We start from the raw sequence: 16,659 nt of genomic DNA, 5'->3' as shown, positions 1-16,659 counted from the left end.
AATTTAAAATAGTCGACAACAACCAAAGGATAGGAATCATGCTAGTCATAACTCGACACCCAGGTGAAACGATTAATATCGGTGATGATATGGAAGTCACGGTATTAGGAATACAAGGCACGCAGGTGCGCATTGGCATCAAAGCGCCACAGAAAGTAAGCGTTCACAGGGAAGAAATATACAAACGCATTCAAGCCGAAAAATTACAGCAATCGAAAAGCGAGCAGCTCAGTGAAACTGAACCAGCTTAGTGCTGTATCACTTATTATCTGAATTTAGGCCTAAAATCACTCGAACAACAGCGGCTAATAAAAAAGCCCAATGCTCTAAATAGAGCATTGGGCTATTAACGTATTTTAGGACGAGACATATCAACTAAGATCAAACTCTATAGACAATATGGTGTCTATGTCATATGACCCATTAAACAGCTCAAATATTTTACCGTTTAAATCTTCTCTACTCAGAATATATAAAATTGATTTAGCAACATCGGCTCGTGGAATCTTCATTTCTTTTATGGTGGTTGGTCGTCGAGTAGTAATCTTCCCTTCACCTGCATCATTCGTTAATGGGCCGGGACGAACAATGGTGTATGGCACACCAGACGCCATCAGATATTGATCCGCCATGTGCTTAGCCACTAGGTACGGCTTAATATCAGACTCCATGGCATCTGGATCGTCAGCACCAATACTGCTCAACATAATAAACTGTTTAACATTGTTTTTTTGTGCATAGTCGACGGCTTTTTTAGCAGCCCACAAATCAATCAGCAAGGTTTTATCCGCACCTGTTGAGCCACCAGAACCAGCCACAAAAATCACATTATCAATACCATCAAATGCATGACTAAAATCTTCTTCAAGATCAGCCTCGACTATCTCCAGCTCACTGTCTTTAAATTCATCCAGCTTACTTTTATCTCGCACCAGAGCACGAGCAACTTCTTTTGACTCAACAAGTGTCTTCGTTATCAACTGACCAATTTGACCACTTGCACCTATAACGAGAGTTTTACTCATAACCTGCCTCCTTCTACGTTTCAAGGAACGAGACGCGAATATTAAAACGCCACGGCCTTTTAAAGTCTTATCTATTACTATAAGGGTATGACGCCAAGATAAAACCCCAAACGACAAGCTTGCATATTTACTGGATATTAGAGATTGATGCTTTGGAAAATGGAATGAATTACTAGATAGATGTAAAAAGGTGTCATTATCAGATCAGATTTTAGCTTCCTTCCATATCAGAAAGAATTCTGTTTTTACCTGCAAGCTTTGCTTTTTGGGCTAGCTGACCAGCCCTTTGAATTGACACTTCAAATTGATCCGTTCGCTGACAAGTTATTCCCACACTAAATGTTACGGATATTTTTGCCTCGGTAAACTCTTTCTGACGAAAAAGAACCAAAAATGCGTTTAATCTATCAATTAAATTCTGACTACCTGCAGTGGATATAATGCAAAACTCATCACCACCAAACCGACACACCAACATATCTGAAAAAGCAGCCTGAATTTCTTGCCCTACCGCCCCCAACAAACTATCACCAGCAAGATGACCATATGTCTCATTAATACTTTTAAAGGCGTCGAGATTCAATACTGCCGCTACAATTTCAACAGAGCCGTCTCGAAATAGTAACTCCCCTTGGTCAAACAAATAGCGCCTATTCTTAAGCTTAGTAAGCGGATCAATGCTCGCCAAATCACGAATGGTCTCTAGCATTTCTTGCGCCTCAAGGCTATGCACCACACGGCAGTGAAACTCTTCATGATAGAAAGGCTTTTTAAGAAAATCGTTAGCGCCTGCCTTGATAAACTTGGCAGATAAGGCATTATCCCCTTCAGCAGATAACCCTATAATCACCAGATCTTGAAAGCGAGAGTTACACCTCAACATTCTCACCAAATCATAACCGCTTACCAAAGGCATATTATGATCAGCAATAAGCATCCTAATCTCAGAGTCTTCTTCAAGCTTAGCCAAAGCCTCTTGACCATTTACTGCTTCTATAACGTTGAAGCAATACTGCTCAAGTAAAATCCTAATGAATAAACGACTTGTTGACGAATCCTCCGCCACCAAAACCTTGAGCCCTTGATTCTTATTTAGTCGCTCAATCACTTTGATGACATTATCAAATGAATATCGACTGTCTTTTGTGATGTAATCTAAAACACCTTTGTTTAAAAGACTAAGTCGCAACTTATCATCAAAATTAGCAGTCAAAACCACACATGGAATTTTTTTCGACAATACTAGATCTACAATTTCACCACTTTCTGCTTCAGGTAAATCTAGGTCCACAATAGCAGCAAAAAAAGCCTCGTCTGACTTGGCCAGTTCATCTTGCGCTTCTTCATAAGAAGCGCACAACACTGGTGTGAAAATAGAATTTTGGGAAAGCAAATGATGAAGGATCCTCAATACAACAGGACTATCCTCAACCACCAATATTCTTTTCTCTAGTACCATGAGTAAAACTCCACCCTAAAAAGTGACACCTGTACTTTTTTAACTATATTTACAATTATCCCCTATGACCCACGATTACGATACTCTAAAATGACGATCAAAATGCTGGTTTGTAAATAAACAGCAAAGTTTACAACATTAACATTACATTCAATCATTTTAAGCAAGGCTACCAATTATGCAATGTCGGTCAGGTTGTGGTGCATGTTGCACAGCACCTTCCATTACCTCCCCCATCCCAGGCATGCCTAATGGAAAGGCGGCCGGGGAGCCTTGCATACAACTACTAGAAGACTACCGTTGCGCTATATTTGGCGACCCTGCGAGACCAATTGTATGCGCAGATTTTACGGCTGAAGAATATATTTGCGGCAATAATAGAGAAGAAGCCATCAATATATTATCCCATCTTGAAGTTGCTACAAGCCCAATAAATACCCGTTCATTAAAAAGGAAATATCAATGACATCTGCGAAAAAACTACTCCCGCTACTTTGTGTCAGCTTGATACTCAGCGCTTGCTCTTCATCTGGCTCAAACAAACAGTTTGTTGTCGTACCGCCAAGCGAATCACAAATAGAAAGTAGTGTAAAAGATCAGGTGTCACTAACTCTAAACGCCTTTACTCCAGTTGCTGGACAAGCTCTCCCCAATCAGAGCGTTCTTGAAGCCTACCAAAATCGTGACTATGACCCTATATGGATAAAAGACAAAAAAATAAACATGTCTATATACAAACTGGTCGACATACTCGAACAGTCTTATACTCACGGACTTAATCCGATTCACTACCACGCAAACATTATCAAAGAATACCTAGCTCTAAAACAGCCAACACCTCAACAGCTTGCCGAAATGGATGTTATAGCAACGATCGCTTTAACCAGTTACGCACATGACTTAAGTAATGGCCGCTACGAACCATTGTTAATTGACCCTAATTGGCAGCTAGATGCCCCAAACAACAATTGGAAAGACCTGTTGTATATTGACTCGGCAACAAACATGGTTAATTCATTACCATTATTAGCTCCTCGAAGCCCTCAATACCAAGTTTTACAAAAGTGGCTAGTGTATTACCAAGATTTAGCTGAAAAAGAAAAAGACATTTTTGTTAGCGCCGGCGTTCCGCTATCCGCAGGCGATGAGGGCCCACGAGTAGCACAACTCAGAGCAAGATTAGTTCAACTCGGGGACATTCGCTTTTCAACTCGAAAAGTAAATGAAGAGCAATTTGATATACGCCTTAAAGATGCCCTAATGCGCTTTCAACAACGCCATCATATTACCGCTGATGGTGCTGCCGGCTCTAAAACGATCGAAATGCTCAATGTTCCACTAAAAACCCGCGCAAAACAAATCGCTTACAACTTAGAAAGATGGCGCTGGCTACCAAGCGAACTGGAAGCAAACCGCATCTGGGTTGATCTCACCAATTATACGGTCAATATGCACTTAAATGGCGAGCTCACCTCTATGAAAGCGGTTATCGGCAAGCCAGATAGAAAAACACCGGTATTCAAAGGCCTGATGACATATATGGTCACCAATCCAACTTGGCGTGTACCGCACCGCATCGCTAGAGAGAACCTACTCCCTAAACTACAGGTAGATCCAAATTATTTGGTTAAACATGGCTACAAGCTTTACTCAAGCTGGAGCATTGGCGCAAAAGAGCTTGATTCTACCAAAATCAACTGGAAAGAAATCCGCGAAGACAAGCTAGCCTATCGCTTCGAGCAAGAACCTGATGAGGGTAACGCACTTGGGCAGTACAAATTTATGTTTCCAAACAAAAACGAAATTTATTTGCATGACACACCGTCAAAACATCTATTTCGAGAGGAAGACAGAGCCTTTAGCTCTGGCTGTGTACGACTAGAAAACCCAGCGGAGTTTGCAAGAGAAATAACTAAAGGCAGCAAACAATTTAATGATATGAACCGCTCACTTAAAACAGGAAGCAATACGGTAATCACCCTACCAACTTATATCCCTGTTTATTTGGTTTACTTCACGGTGGTGCCAAATGCAAATGGCATGCTGGAATTCCGTAACGACATCTACGATCGAGACACTCTTATGGAAGAAGCAATGGGATATTCAGCCTTTAGCTATAGAGATTCAATCTAAGCCAAAATACAATTCCCCCTTAGAATCAGCACATAAAAAAACCCGATAAACTTTGTTTATCGGGTTTTTTAAGCAATAAAGAATAGACCCGTTCGTTATTTAACCATGATACAAACAGTCACTTCTTCTCTGTCATGATATAGATGCTTCACTTGATACTGATAACTTACACCCGCTTTTCTCAATAAATCTTCAATCGACTGTAAACACAAAGCAACTTCTTGATAGCGCTTTTTCATTGGTAGCTTTAAATTAAAAATAGCCCTTCTTGTCCAGCCACTTGCTAGCCATTTAGCCATCAATTCCGCTACTTTGATTGGACGCTCAACCATATCGCACACCAACCAATCTACGGTATAAGGCGGTTCGTATTTAAAACCATCCGCCTTCTCATGCTCAACTAAACCTGTAGACATCAGTTCTTTTTGCATTGGCCCATTATCGATTGCGATAACATGAATGCCTTTTTTAACAAATTGATAAGTCCAACCGCCGGGCGCCGCCCCCAAATCAACAGCCGTCATTCCTTCAGTCAAATCAGCTTCAAGTGTACGCTCAGGTACAAACTGTAAAAAAGCCTCCTCAAGCTTAAGTGTTGATCGACTCGGACCAGCGGCCGGAAAACGCAGACGACGAATGCCCATAGGAAACTCGCTACGGCAGGCAGCATAAGACACGCCCAAATAGGCTGCCTCGCCATCCAACATAAATACATGGTGACGAACACCTACCGCCTTATTTCGCAATACACCAGATTTTTTCCAACCCTCTCGCAAAGGCTTTTCCAGCTTTTTAATCAAGCCAGACAGAGCTTTGGCCTCATTGGTATCAGCCGTTTCAATCCAAATTTCTTCTGCTAATGGCAATTCCCTAGCCGCCTCGAGCAAAGACTCTACTCGACCGCCTTGCTCCAATTCAATAACATCATTAACAGCAATAATCTGACGAGCAAAAATCAGGCGATTAAAATTCAACTGCTGAATTAATGTTTCACCAGCATCCGATTGATCAAGGTTATACACAATGTAACCTGCATCAGGAACGACCTTAGCGTAACCATAAAAACCTTTACTACTCGCCACTTCTGACAATTCCGCCGCACAATCTTTTTCGAAACCCTGACGACAGTAAACCAAAACATTTTTCATTCAAATTCCTTCTCAACCAGAACAATCGTCTGCTGAGCTATATTAATTACTTTTTAGCAGGCCATTTCAATATCGATTCATCAAATTGAGTTGCCACAAATTCAGACAACTCAGATGAAAAGTGCTGCCCATACGTAGGAAAGCTGAGATACTGCTTCATCTCACCTTGCCAATTAAACTGCAAAGAGTAAGCATGCAAATACCCTCTGTCAGCCTCTTCTCCGCTGTACCTAAGATCTCCTAAAATAGGCGACCCTAAACTCTTCAAAGCGACACGAATTTGGTGTGTTTTGCCTGTTAAAGGCCTAACAAAAAACACTCTAAAACCTTGAAAATAATTAGAAAAAAACTGCGTAACAGCTAAATTCTCTTTGTCTTGGGTAAGTTTCCACTGACCTCTTCTACTAGGTGCCATTCCACCCGCTATTGTACCTTGCTTCTTTTTCGGTTTTTTAGAAGACAATGCCAAGTAACGCTTTTCCATTTCATGGTTTTCGAAAATAACCCCAAACTTAGCCGCTGCAACTGCATTACATGCAACAACCAATAAACCCGACGTCATTTTATCCAAACGATGAACAGGATAAAAAGTATGGCCAGGATAAGAAGCCGCGAGCGACTGCATCACTCCCAACTCCTCAGACTCGGCATGAAAACTCATACCAGCAGGCTTTTCAACAACCCAGTAATCTACTGAACGAAATAATATCTGGAGCAAACAAGCCTCATCACAAAAAATAAAGAAAAAATGGATTAGCCAACAAGTTTATCCACAGAGAAAGTGGACAACTCATATGTCAATACGGAGAAGTAAATATATTTAAGTTTGATAGTCAGATTGCACAGAAAGTCGATTTCGGCCATTACGCTTCGCTGCATACAAGCCTCTATCTGCTTGCGCTAAAATTTCCTCATATCGCGAAACAGTAGGCGCAATAGAAGCCAAACCGATACTAATAGTAACGGGAATAACAATGCCGTGTTCTGTTTCTATCAGCAAATCCTCAACAGACTGCCTCATGTGCTCCATAACAACTTCCGCTTCTTTTAAAGTAGTATTGGGCATAATGACTATAAACTCTTCACCACCATAACGACCGATTTCATCCTGAGGGCGTATAACCGACGCCATCGTCGTCGAGACTTTAGACAACACTAAATCTCCAGCCTCATGACCAAATGTGTCATTAATCTTTTTAAAATGGTCCAAGTCTACGATCGAAAAAACGCAGGACTCTCTATTAATAACCGAATCGGCAAAAATATTAACCGCATCAGCCAATACTTTTCTGCGGTTCGACAGCCCTGTTAGCTCATCTCTTTCAGCGAGTGTTCGTAAATGCGTATTAACTGATTTCAATCGGCTCATCACCAAATTAATGACCATGGCAAAATTAAACGAGAGCGCAAAAAACACAAAAATAATGACCACGCTTTGATCAAACGTCGTTAAATACATCCCTCTGGTATTTAAAAGCTCACACAATAAGAACAAAGCAATAGAAATACCGACTACCCAGCACTTGATAAAGCGCTGATCAGCCCTAAAAACCACAAAGGAATAAGCAATTACATTGACAAAAAACCAATGAAAGCCACTTTCAGTACCAAAGTAAAATAAGCTAAGAATAGATACTTGAGAAATTTTAAGAATAGGCATCAATAATTGAGCACGAGAAAAGTGCCCAATATAATTGTAGCGTAAACCAACAATACCAATTAACAGGCCTATCAATGAAAAAATAGCAACCGAAGACATCTGACGAAACGAGAACACCACAAGCATCAACAAACAACTTGCACAGAACATCATGTAAGAAAAATTCACTACATGCTTCTGATTGAGATCATTTCCAAACTCATCATCAAAGCCAATATTCAGTAGCTTATTTATGGTTTTTTTAATCATTGAAAACACAGTACCCTGCACTTATTGTCTGCACTAAAAATAATCAAGCTTGAATCGCTATATTTCCCATAAAAACAGGGCTTCTAGAATGCGGAGGCTAAACGCATTATTCTACAGAATATCAACCTCATTTCCTAGAAATTCAAACAAGGAAATTCTCCCCGCTAAATACCGCTTACAAAACATCAGCTATTTAAAAACTACGTTCAGATAAAGACAATCACTCTAAATTTACGTACTCTTGCCCACCACATTAAATCACTTCATTGGCATGAATATTGATAAACAAATCTAGTATATCTAGAAGATAATCATTTTTTTAACTAATCGGTCAAATATATCTAAAGCACACTGAACAAGCGCACAAAAAAAGAGCACAACCAAATCCAAAACAGTGCAAAAAAAACGCTCCTAGGAGTGTCAAATTTTATAGAAAAAAATGACAAAACAGCTATTCGTTAACCCAACCTATAAAAATAAGGTGCCAGAACATTGAAAAAACATAATTTGGTATCACGCCTTGAGCTTGCCAATATCACCAAACAATATCCAGGCTGCCTCGCTAACGACAACATCAGCCTTACACTGATGCCAGGGGAAATTCATGCGCTATTGGGAGAGAACGGTGCAGGAAAAAGCACTTTAGTAAAAACCATTTACGGTGTCGTTGCTCCGGATAAAGGTGACATTATTTGGGATGGTAAAGAAGTCAGTATAAAATCACCATCTATTGCCCGAGACTTAGGTATCGGCATGGTTTTTCAACATTTTTCTTTATTTGAAACACTCACAGTTAGCCAAAATATTGAACTTTGTTTGAGTAAAACCCAATTAAAAAAAATAGATAACTTAGCAGAAAAAATCACTCAGCTTTCTGAAGAATACGGATTAAACGTCAATCCAAGCCGATATGTTCACTCACTTTCCATTGGCGAAAGACAACGAGTCGAAATTATGCGCTGCCTAGTACAATCGGTAAAATTACTGATCTTAGACGAGCCAACTTCCGTTTTAACCCCACAAGAAGTCGCTGGATTATTTGATGTATTGCGTACGCTATCTGAAGAAGGCTGTAGTATTTTATTTATCAGCCACAAGCTTCACGAAGTGACTGAAATTTGTCACAAAGCAACGATTTTACGCGGAGGAAAAGTCGTTGATACTTGCGTGCCTAATGAGGAAACCCCGGCCTCCATTGCTAAAATGATGGTTGGCGACCTCGCTGAACAAGATGCAGGCTATGTAAAAAGAGAAGGCACACAGCAAATGTTCCATGTTCAGAATTTGTCACTTCCAGCTAAACAGCCTTTTGGCACTTCATTAAAGAATATTAATTTTGAATTGAAATCTGGTGAAATACTCGGCATTGCGGGTGTTGCTGGCAATGGTCAAGACGAATTGATGGCTATAATCAGCGGCGAAGATGAACGTAATGTAAAAAACAGCCTGTCACTCGACAATTTAAATATTGGTCATTTGCATGCTGGAGAGCGACGTAAACTAGGTATGGCCTACGTCCCCGAAGAACGCTTAGGTCGAGGCGCAGTTCCGGACATGAGCCTAACTGAAAATACCCTTTTAACGCACAGTGAAGGCTTTATTAAAAACGGCCTAGTCGATTGGCAGAGCATAAAAGATTACACCAGCGAGCTGATCGCCAAATATAAAGTGAAATGCCACGGTGAATTTTCCGAAGCGAAAAGCTTAAGTGGCGGTAATTTACAAAAATTCATTATGGGGCGCGAAATTGGGCAGAACCCTAAAGTGCTTATCTGCGCTCACCCTACTTGGGGAGTCGACGTTGGAGCAGCTCTTGCCATTCACCAAGCTTTACTGGAACTTCGCGACCAAGGCGCTGCTATTTTACTTATCTCGGAAGACATTGATGAGCTATTTTTATTAGCCGATCGTATGGCGGCCGTTTGCGACGGCTATTTATCCCCAGTTGTTAAAACTGGAACAACTAATATAGATCAAATAGGACAATGGATGGCAGGCACTTTTATAAACAATGCGTCAGCCTCTAACGCACAAGCACAAGAGGCAAAAGCATGATCCGTATCCAAGCCCGTACTGAGCCAAGCTCACTCATGAAAGTCGCCTCGCCATTGCTAGCCATTGCATTAACGTTAATTTTCGGCAGCATTCTCTTTTCTGCTATAGGCAAATCGCCGTCACAGGCATTGCATGTACTGTTAATTGCACCATTAGCAGACAGCTACAACATTGGAGAAATGTTTGTCAAAATGGGGCCACTACTGCTCTGCGCTGTTGGATTATCTTTGTGTTACCGAGCCAATATGTGGAATATTGGTGCAGAAGGACAACTACTAGCAGGCGCCCTAGGTGGGTCAGCAATAGCACTTTACTTTGTTGATTCAGAATCAGCGTTCGCCCTGCCTATCACATTATTAGCCGGCATTGCGTCTGGCATGATTTGGGCAGCCGTTCCTACCTTCTTAAAATTACGATTTAACTCGAACCTCATTTTAACCACCATCATGTTTAACTATATCGCCCTATATCTGCTGATTTGGGCTGTGCATGGACCTTTGCGTGACCCTCAAGGTTTTGGTTTTCCAGAGTCGGCAATGTTTGCAGATTCCACATTATTGCCAACTCTATTTGAAAGCAGCCGAATCCATCTTGGTATTGTATTCGCGATTATCTCGGCTTTTATTGCTTGGTTTATTCTAAGTAAATCCCATCTTGGCTTTCAGGTTCGTGTTTTTGGCGCCGATGAACCAGCAGCAAGGTATGCAGGTTTCAGTAGCAAAAAACTCAGCTGGTTTGTCATGCTGTTTGCGGGGGCACTCGCAGGCTTAGCTGGCGTCAGCGAAACAACAGGACCAATAGGACAGCTTGTACCCAATGTGTCTCCAGGTTATGGCTATTCAGCCATCATTGTGGCGTATTTAGGGCGTTTGCATCCACTTGGAGCAATTATTGCCGCCATGTTTATGGCAGTGCTTTATATGGGCGGAGACCTAGCCCAAATTGAAATGGGCATTCCCGTTGCCGTAGTCAGTATGTTTCAAGGCGTTTTATTGTTCTTTCTTTTGGCTTGCGATTTTTTCATTAACAATCGCCTCGCCTTTTCTAATCAAGCGACAAACTAGGAGCCTATTTTGGACTCAGATCTAATCGTACAAATATTGTTTGCCGCTGTTAAAACCGGCACACCTCTTCTTTTTATTGCCTTAGGCGAAGTCATTTGTGAAAAATCCGGCGTACTCAACCTTGGCCAGGAAGGCATGATGCTAATGGGCGCTGTAGTTGGCTTCCTAGCGGCTTACGGCACTGGAAGCGCTGGTTTAGGCGTACTTTCCGCTATGCTAATGGGTTGTGTAATGAGCTTAATCTTTGCGGTTCTTGTTCTTCATCTTGGTGCAAATCAAGTAGCCACAGGGCTTGCCTTAACCATATTCGGCACAGGGTTGAGCGCCTTTATTGGCTCAGGCGTGGTTGGTCAGACAATTCAAGGATTCCAGCCTATTGCCGTGCCATTACTGTCTGACATTCCCTATCTGGGCAAAATTTTATTTAGTCATGACATCTTGGTATACGCCTCTTTTACGATGACCTTTGTGCTCATGTTTGTGGTGAACAAAACCCGAATTGGACTAACCCTTAAAGCGGTTGGAGAAAACCCACACGCAGCCAATGCCATTGGCATAAAAGTGCTAAGAGTCCGCTATCTAGCCGTTATGTTTGGTGGTGTGATGGCAGGTATTTCTGGCGCTTACATGTCCTTGGTTTATACCCCAATGTGGGTTGAAAACATGACGGCTGGACGGGGCTGGATTGCACTCGCCCTGGTTGTTTTCGCTTCGTGGCGCGTTGGTCGAATTATGCTAGGTGCCTATCTATTTGGCTTGGCAAGCATTATGCATTTGGTACTTCAAGGCTTGGGATGGTCAATTTCGCCGAACCTATTGGCCATGTTGCCATATGTCGCCACCGTCGTGGTCATGGTGATTATAAGCGCAGATAAATTTAAAGAGAAATTACTGGCCCCTAGGTCATTAGGAAAACCTTTTGATCCAAGACAAATGGCCTGATCTTAAATAATAATTTAAACACTACATAAAACGCCCCTACACGGGCACAAAAGGAGCAAACAATGAAACTGAAAAGTTTATTAGTAAGTCTAGGGCTTTTAGCTGGAGCAAGTTTTGTCCAAGCTGAAGAGCCACTCAAAGTCGGTTTTGTCTATGTTGGCCCAGTGGGCGATTTAGGCTGGAGTTATGAGCATGATAGAGGTCGTAAAGGCATAGAAGAATATTTTGGTGATAAGGTAAAAACCACTTACGTTGAAAACGTGCCTGAAGGCGCGGATGCTGAACGAGTGATCACTCAACTAGCCAAAGCCGGTAACGACCTTATTTTTACTACTTCTTTTGGTTTCATGAACCCAACAGTAAAAGTGGCAAAACGCTTCCCTAACGTGAAGTTTGAGCATGCTACTGGCTACAAACTATCTAAAAACTTAGGCACTTATGTACTTCGTACCTACGAAGGTCGTTATATCTCAGGCGTCGCTGCAGGCATGATGACCAAAACCAATACCATTGGTTATATTGGTTCATTCCCGATTCCAGAAGTTATCCGAGACATCAATGCTGCTTACATGGGCGCAAAAAGCGTTAACCCAGATGTGAAAATGAAAATTGTTTGGGCGAATACTTGGTATGATCCAGGTAAAGAAACCGATGCAGCAAACGCGCTAATGGACCAAGGTGTTGATGTTATGCTGCAGCATACAGACAGCCCGGCTCCGCTGATTGCGGCTGAAAAACGCGGTTTACGCGCTATTGGTCAGGCGTCAGATCAAAGTAAATTTGCGCCAAATGCGCACATTTTCTCTGTTCGTGATGACTGGGCACCTTACTATATCAAACGAGTTCAAGCCGTAATGGATGGCAAATGGGACTCTAAGGACTTCTGGGGCGGCTTCCATGAAGATATGCTGTCTCTAGCGTCTATTAACCCAAACCTCCCTAAAGATGTGCGTACAAAGATTGATGCCACTCTAGCTTCTATTAAGTCTGGCGAATTCAAACCATTCACAGGCCCTATTAAAGATAACAAAGGCAATATCGCTGTCCCAGCCAACCACTCACTAACAGATCAAGAACTTGCTCAAGTTAATTGGTATGTGGAAGGCATTACCGACGAAATTCCTCGTTAAGTCCTACCATGCTTATATACAGCCAGCGCCGCTGGCTGTATATTCTGCCGTTTTTTCTAATCACTATTCTTAAACACAGCCAACCATTCTTTTTCATCCTCGGTTTTATCGCTATATTTAAGAATCAAAGGCAAAGCAACGAAAGGTAACCCCATGGAAACACTAATCGAACTATCAAAGAAAATGCCCAAAACAGAACTTCATCTACATATTGAAGGCACCTTTGAGCCAGAGCAGATGTTTGCCATAGCCCAACGTAATCAGGTTGAATTGAAATACAGTACGGTAGACGCGTTGAAAGCGGCCTATCAATTCAACAATCTACAAGATTTTCTAGACCTTTATTACCAAGGCATGTCTGTACTGCTTCATGAAGCCGACTTTTACGACCTTACCATGGCGTACTTAGAAAAAGTCCACAGCGAGAATGTCGTCCATGTAGAGATTTTTTTTGATCCTCAGGGTCACTTATCTCGTGGCGTAAGTTTTGAAGTGCAAATCAAAGGCATCTATAACGCCCTTCAAGATGCAGAGAAAAAATGGGGCATGACATCCCAGCTCATTATGTCTTTCCTACGACACCTGAGCGAAGAAAGTGCCTTTGAAACGCTTGAGTCAGCAAAACCCTATCTAAAATGGATTGACGGAATTGGGCTAGACAGCTCAGAAGTAGGACACCCACCAGAAAAATTCTTGCGCGTTTTTGAAGCCTGCAAAAACCTCGGCCTAAAAGTAACCGCCCATGCAGGCGAAGAAGGGCCGCCAGAATACGTTTGGCAAGCCATTGAGCAAATCGGTGTTGATCGAATTGATCATGGCAACAGAGCACTAGAAGACGACAAACTTATTGATACGATAATAGAGCGCAATTTAACTCTGACGGTTTGCCCACTTTCTAATTTAAAACTTTGCGTCGTTAATGACATGAAAGATCATCCTATCAGAAGCATGTTGAAACTTGGGCTAAACGCTACCGTCAATTCAGATGATCCAGCCTATTTCGGCGGTTACATGAATGATAACTACGCGTCACTTATTAATGACACAGGCATTAGCAAAGAAGAATTATTTCAACTCGCTAAAAATGGCATTATCGGCAGCTGGATGGAAGAACATCACAAAGAACAGCATTTAAAGCAATTAAATAGCCTATTTGCATAAAGCATTTTATCAACCACATTGATGACAATAAGTGTTTGAATTGGTCACTCTTTTTGGTCAATGTGGTAAGATGCCATTTTTTATATTACCTAACTGAGCCGCTCCCATGTCAAACACAATCCTTCTTGATGATACCTTCTACCGCTTACCTAGCAGCGAACGCTATGATCACGTTTTAAACCTCGTAAAGAAAGGCGCATCTGTATGGACGCTGGCTGACTCAGAAGGCTGTTTAATCATTGATCTTGGTAGCGATAAAGTACTACCAATTTGGCCAGCGCAAGCCCTAGCAACCGCTTGGGGCGAGAAAGATTATCAAGGATTTAACAGTTTAGAAATTAACGCTGCCGATTGGGCCGAGAAATGGCTTCCTGGTATGCAAGGTGATGGCTTCTCTGTTGGTGTGGCACCAAATCTTGCTGGCGAATGCATTGTTTCTTCTGCTGAAGAACATGCTGCTGACTTACAAAGCTAATCCAGAATCTTTGACTTAAGTTAAACACGCTTTGCACTTTCAAATAAAGACCCCTACTCAAAATGGTCGTCTATTAAAGAGCAATCCAAATAAACGCACGCAACTTGCTGTGTGCGTTTGCTTGTTTGCTGTTTTTCTTATTTATTTTGGCCCGCTGTTCTCGCAAGTAAGCAATGCACTTTCATCCCAACCAACCACGATGCAAATGTCGATGGAAAGTATGGATATGTCAGGGCACGACCATGCAAAAATGTTTTCCGAGCAAGCAAGCAACACACCGACAAGCTCAGCACACATTAGCCACCATGGTCATCACGGTCACGGTGAAAGCGCCAATCTCTTAGAGGCTTGTGGCTATTGCTCTCTGCTCTTCCACTTAAACTGGATCGATGCCAAAACTTTTGAGTTAATCCCCCTTACTCAAAGCCGTTACCCGAACATAGTAACGGTGACTATTTCGCACAAATACAATGTGCCCTTCACCTCCATTCTCCCCAGAGCACCACCCGTCACTCTCGTTTAAATAGAACAAATAAGTACGACGCGGGCATCCCTGATTCTCCACGGATCAGGTACTTTTGCATGCGTCATTTATGATGATAGAAAAGTGAGTTTTTTTACTCAGAGGCGTTGTTTTGCTCTTTTCTATAAGACGAGAAATTACTATGTCGACAAAAACCAACAAGACTTCCGAGTCTTCATCAAATGCATTACTGCTGCTGATTACACGATTACACTTTTACATTGGCCTGTTTATTGGACCTTTCATCTTTGTTGCAGCCCTAACCGGCACCATCTATGTGATCACGCCACAACTTGAAAACGCCATCTACAAAGATGTATTAACAACACAAAGCGTGGGTGAGAATAAACCTCTTTCCCAGCAAATCGCAGCCGCAAAATCACAACTAACAAGCGATCTGACCTTATTCGCGGTTCGCCCTGCGCCAGAGCAAGGCGATACAACGCGTATCATGTTTCTTGACAAAGAAGCTGAGTTGACAGGGGCCAGAGCCTTATTTATCGACCCTGTGACATTAGAAGTAAAAGGCAACCTGCCCGTTTATGGTACAAGTGGCGTATTGCCACTTCGAACAACCTTAGACTTTATGCATCGCCAGCTACTTTTAGGGGAAGTGGGGCGTTACTACAGTGAACTGGCAGCCTCTTGGCTTTGGATCGCGGCACTTGGCGGACTTTTCCTTTGGTACAAAGGCGGCAAAAAAAATAAAGCGGAGTTTGCTAGCAGAACAGAGCATCTACGCAAGCGTCGTCGCCATTACCAAGTAGGACTGTGTCTGTTTGTCGGTTTGATCTTTGTTTCTATCACTGGATTAACTTGGTCTAAATGGGCCGGTGCCAATATTGGCACCTTGCGCTCCAGCATTGGCTGGGTCACTCCTTCCGTAGACAGAAATCTTGCTAAAGACACTCAAACAATAGCGGCTTCAGGCGAGCATGCTGACCACCTAAATCATGCGAGCCACCAAAATCCCCCAGAAAAGCAGCCTGCAGAAAAGTTTGAAAATATCGACTTACTCTTTGATGGTGTATTAAAGGCAGCCAGAGGCGCCGGCATTGAGGCTAATAAAATTGAAATAAAACCGTCGACTACCAAAGATAAAGCTTGGTTTGTTCGAGAAATTGATCGCTCTTGGCCAACTCAAGTCGACAGTGTAGCCGTTGATGCCAGCACCATGACAGTAACCAGCCAAGCAAACTTCGAAACTTTCCCGCTGATAGCCAAACTCATCCGCTGGGGGATTGATGCTCACATGGGCATTCTATTTGGTGTAGTAAACCAAATAATATTGACCGTATTTGGACTCTCTTTATGTTTCATGATTATTTGGGGCTACAGAATGTGGTGGATTCGTCGCCCACAAGCAGGTTCAACATCCAAGCCTCTATTGCAAGCATGGTCTAAACTGTCTGCAGCCCAAAAAGCACTTACTCTCATTGTCACCATCGCACTGGGCTTAAGCCTGCCTGTAATGGGTGTGAGTTTATTAGTATTCTTATTCATTGACGCACTTCGCTGGAAGCGCCAATAATAACTCCACAAAAATCACCGAGCTTTACTTATAAGCTCGGTGATTCCTTCTATCCCCCTCAATCTAAAAGCTTTATTCTTTCCGCTTTCTTCTGGCCTCTCGCC

At 42.2% G+C, this 16,659-nt stretch carries 16 protein-coding genes; 11 read left to right on the top strand and 5 right to left on the bottom strand.

Annotated elements, in window-relative coordinates; all coding sequences use genetic code 11:
* Positions 1-38 precede the first annotated feature (38 nt).
* Entirely contained in the window at positions 39-251 is a 213-nt protein-coding gene (csrA, locus tag KDW99_RS08490; RefSeq protein ID WP_255828867.1) for a carbon storage regulator CsrA, read from the top strand.
* Between the two features lie 120 nt (positions 252-371).
* Here the strand turns inward: csrA and KDW99_RS08485 are convergent, their stop codons facing one another.
* Entirely contained in the window at positions 372-1,025 is a 654-nt protein-coding gene (locus KDW99_RS08485; protein WP_255828866.1) for an SDR family oxidoreductase, read from the bottom strand.
* Positions 1,026-1,236: 211 nt separating this feature from the next.
* Entirely contained in the window at positions 1,237-2,484 is a 1,248-nt protein-coding gene (locus tag KDW99_RS08480; protein ID WP_255828865.1) for a GGDEF domain-containing response regulator, read from the bottom strand.
* Between the two features lie 178 nt (positions 2,485-2,662).
* Here KDW99_RS08480 and KDW99_RS08475 point away from each other — a divergent pair, with 178 nt between their 5' ends.
* Together KDW99_RS08475 and KDW99_RS08470 are read left to right on the top strand one after the other, a co-directional pair.
* Complete coding sequence (locus tag KDW99_RS08475) at positions 2,663-2,950, top strand: YkgJ family cysteine cluster protein (protein ID WP_255828864.1); 288 nt, start codon at positions 2,663-2,665, stop codon at positions 2,948-2,950.
* On the top strand, positions 2,947-4,617 hold the full coding sequence (locus KDW99_RS08470) for a L,D-transpeptidase family protein (protein ID WP_255828863.1): 1,671 nt from the start codon (positions 2,947-2,949) through the stop codon (positions 4,615-4,617). The genes KDW99_RS08475 and KDW99_RS08470 overlap by 4 nt, the downstream gene beginning before the upstream one ends.
* A 95-nt stretch (positions 4,618-4,712) precedes the next feature.
* Here the strand turns inward: KDW99_RS08470 and rlmM are convergent, their stop codons facing one another.
* The 3 genes from rlmM to KDW99_RS08455 form a co-directional block, all read right to left on the bottom strand.
* Positions 4,713-5,765 carry a 23S rRNA (cytidine(2498)-2'-O)-methyltransferase RlmM gene (gene rlmM, locus KDW99_RS08465; protein ID WP_255828862.1) on the bottom strand — a complete coding sequence of 351 codons (1,053 nt, stop codon included), beginning with the start codon at positions 5,763-5,765 and terminating at the stop codon, positions 4,713-4,715.
* A gap of 46 nt (positions 5,766-5,811) precedes the next feature.
* A complete protein-coding gene (locus tag KDW99_RS08460) occupies positions 5,812-6,483 on the bottom strand; it encodes a TIGR01621 family pseudouridine synthase (protein WP_255828861.1) in 672 nt (223 codons plus the stop codon).
* A 102-nt stretch (positions 6,484-6,585) separates the two neighbouring features.
* On the bottom strand, positions 6,586-7,674 hold the full coding sequence (locus KDW99_RS08455) for a GGDEF domain-containing protein (protein ID WP_255828860.1): 1,089 nt from the start codon (positions 7,672-7,674) through the stop codon (positions 6,586-6,588).
* Positions 7,675-8,166: 492 nt separating this feature from the next.
* Here KDW99_RS08455 and KDW99_RS08450 point away from each other — a divergent pair, with 492 nt between their 5' ends.
* From KDW99_RS08450 to KDW99_RS08415, 8 genes are all read left to right on the top strand, one after another.
* Positions 8,167-9,729, top strand: a complete 1,563-nt coding sequence (locus tag KDW99_RS08450) for an ABC transporter ATP-binding protein (RefSeq protein WP_255828859.1) — start codon at positions 8,167-8,169, stop codon at positions 9,727-9,729.
* Entirely contained in the window at positions 9,726-10,793 is a 1,068-nt protein-coding gene (locus KDW99_RS08445; protein ID WP_255828858.1) for an ABC transporter permease, read from the top strand. The genes KDW99_RS08450 and KDW99_RS08445 overlap by 4 nt, the downstream gene beginning before the upstream one ends.
* Positions 10,794-10,802: 9 nt before the next feature.
* Positions 10,803-11,735 (top strand): ABC transporter permease, encoded by a 933-nt coding sequence (locus KDW99_RS08440; RefSeq protein ID WP_255828857.1) that lies wholly within the window; start codon positions 10,803-10,805, stop codon positions 11,733-11,735.
* 62 nt (positions 11,736-11,797) lie between these two features.
* Positions 11,798-12,865, top strand: a complete 1,068-nt coding sequence (locus KDW99_RS08435) for a BMP family ABC transporter substrate-binding protein (RefSeq protein ID WP_255828856.1) — start codon at positions 11,798-11,800, stop codon at positions 12,863-12,865.
* A gap of 153 nt (positions 12,866-13,018) precedes the next feature.
* On the top strand, positions 13,019-14,026 hold the full coding sequence (locus KDW99_RS08430) for an adenosine deaminase (protein ID WP_255828855.1): 1,008 nt from the start codon (positions 13,019-13,021) through the stop codon (positions 14,024-14,026).
* Positions 14,027-14,132: 106 nt separating this feature from the next.
* Positions 14,133-14,501: a DUF2750 domain-containing protein gene (locus tag KDW99_RS08425; RefSeq protein ID WP_255828854.1), complete on the top strand. Its 369-nt coding sequence runs from the start codon at positions 14,133-14,135 to the stop codon at positions 14,499-14,501.
* 109 nt (positions 14,502-14,610) lie between these two features.
* Entirely contained in the window at positions 14,611-15,024 is a 414-nt protein-coding gene (locus KDW99_RS08420; protein WP_255829269.1) for a DUF2946 domain-containing protein, read from the top strand.
* 142 nt (positions 15,025-15,166) lie between these two features.
* Positions 15,167-16,555, top strand: coding sequence for a PepSY-associated TM helix domain-containing protein (locus tag KDW99_RS08415; RefSeq protein WP_255828853.1), 1,389 nt, complete (start codon positions 15,167-15,169; stop codon positions 16,553-16,555).
* Positions 16,556-16,659 lie beyond the last annotated feature (104 nt).

Source organism: Marinomonas rhizomae, assembly GCF_024397855.1.
Lineage (GTDB): Bacteria > Pseudomonadota > Gammaproteobacteria > Pseudomonadales > Marinomonadaceae > Marinomonas > Marinomonas rhizomae_A.
This window is presented reverse-complemented; position numbering and strand designations above follow the sequence as displayed.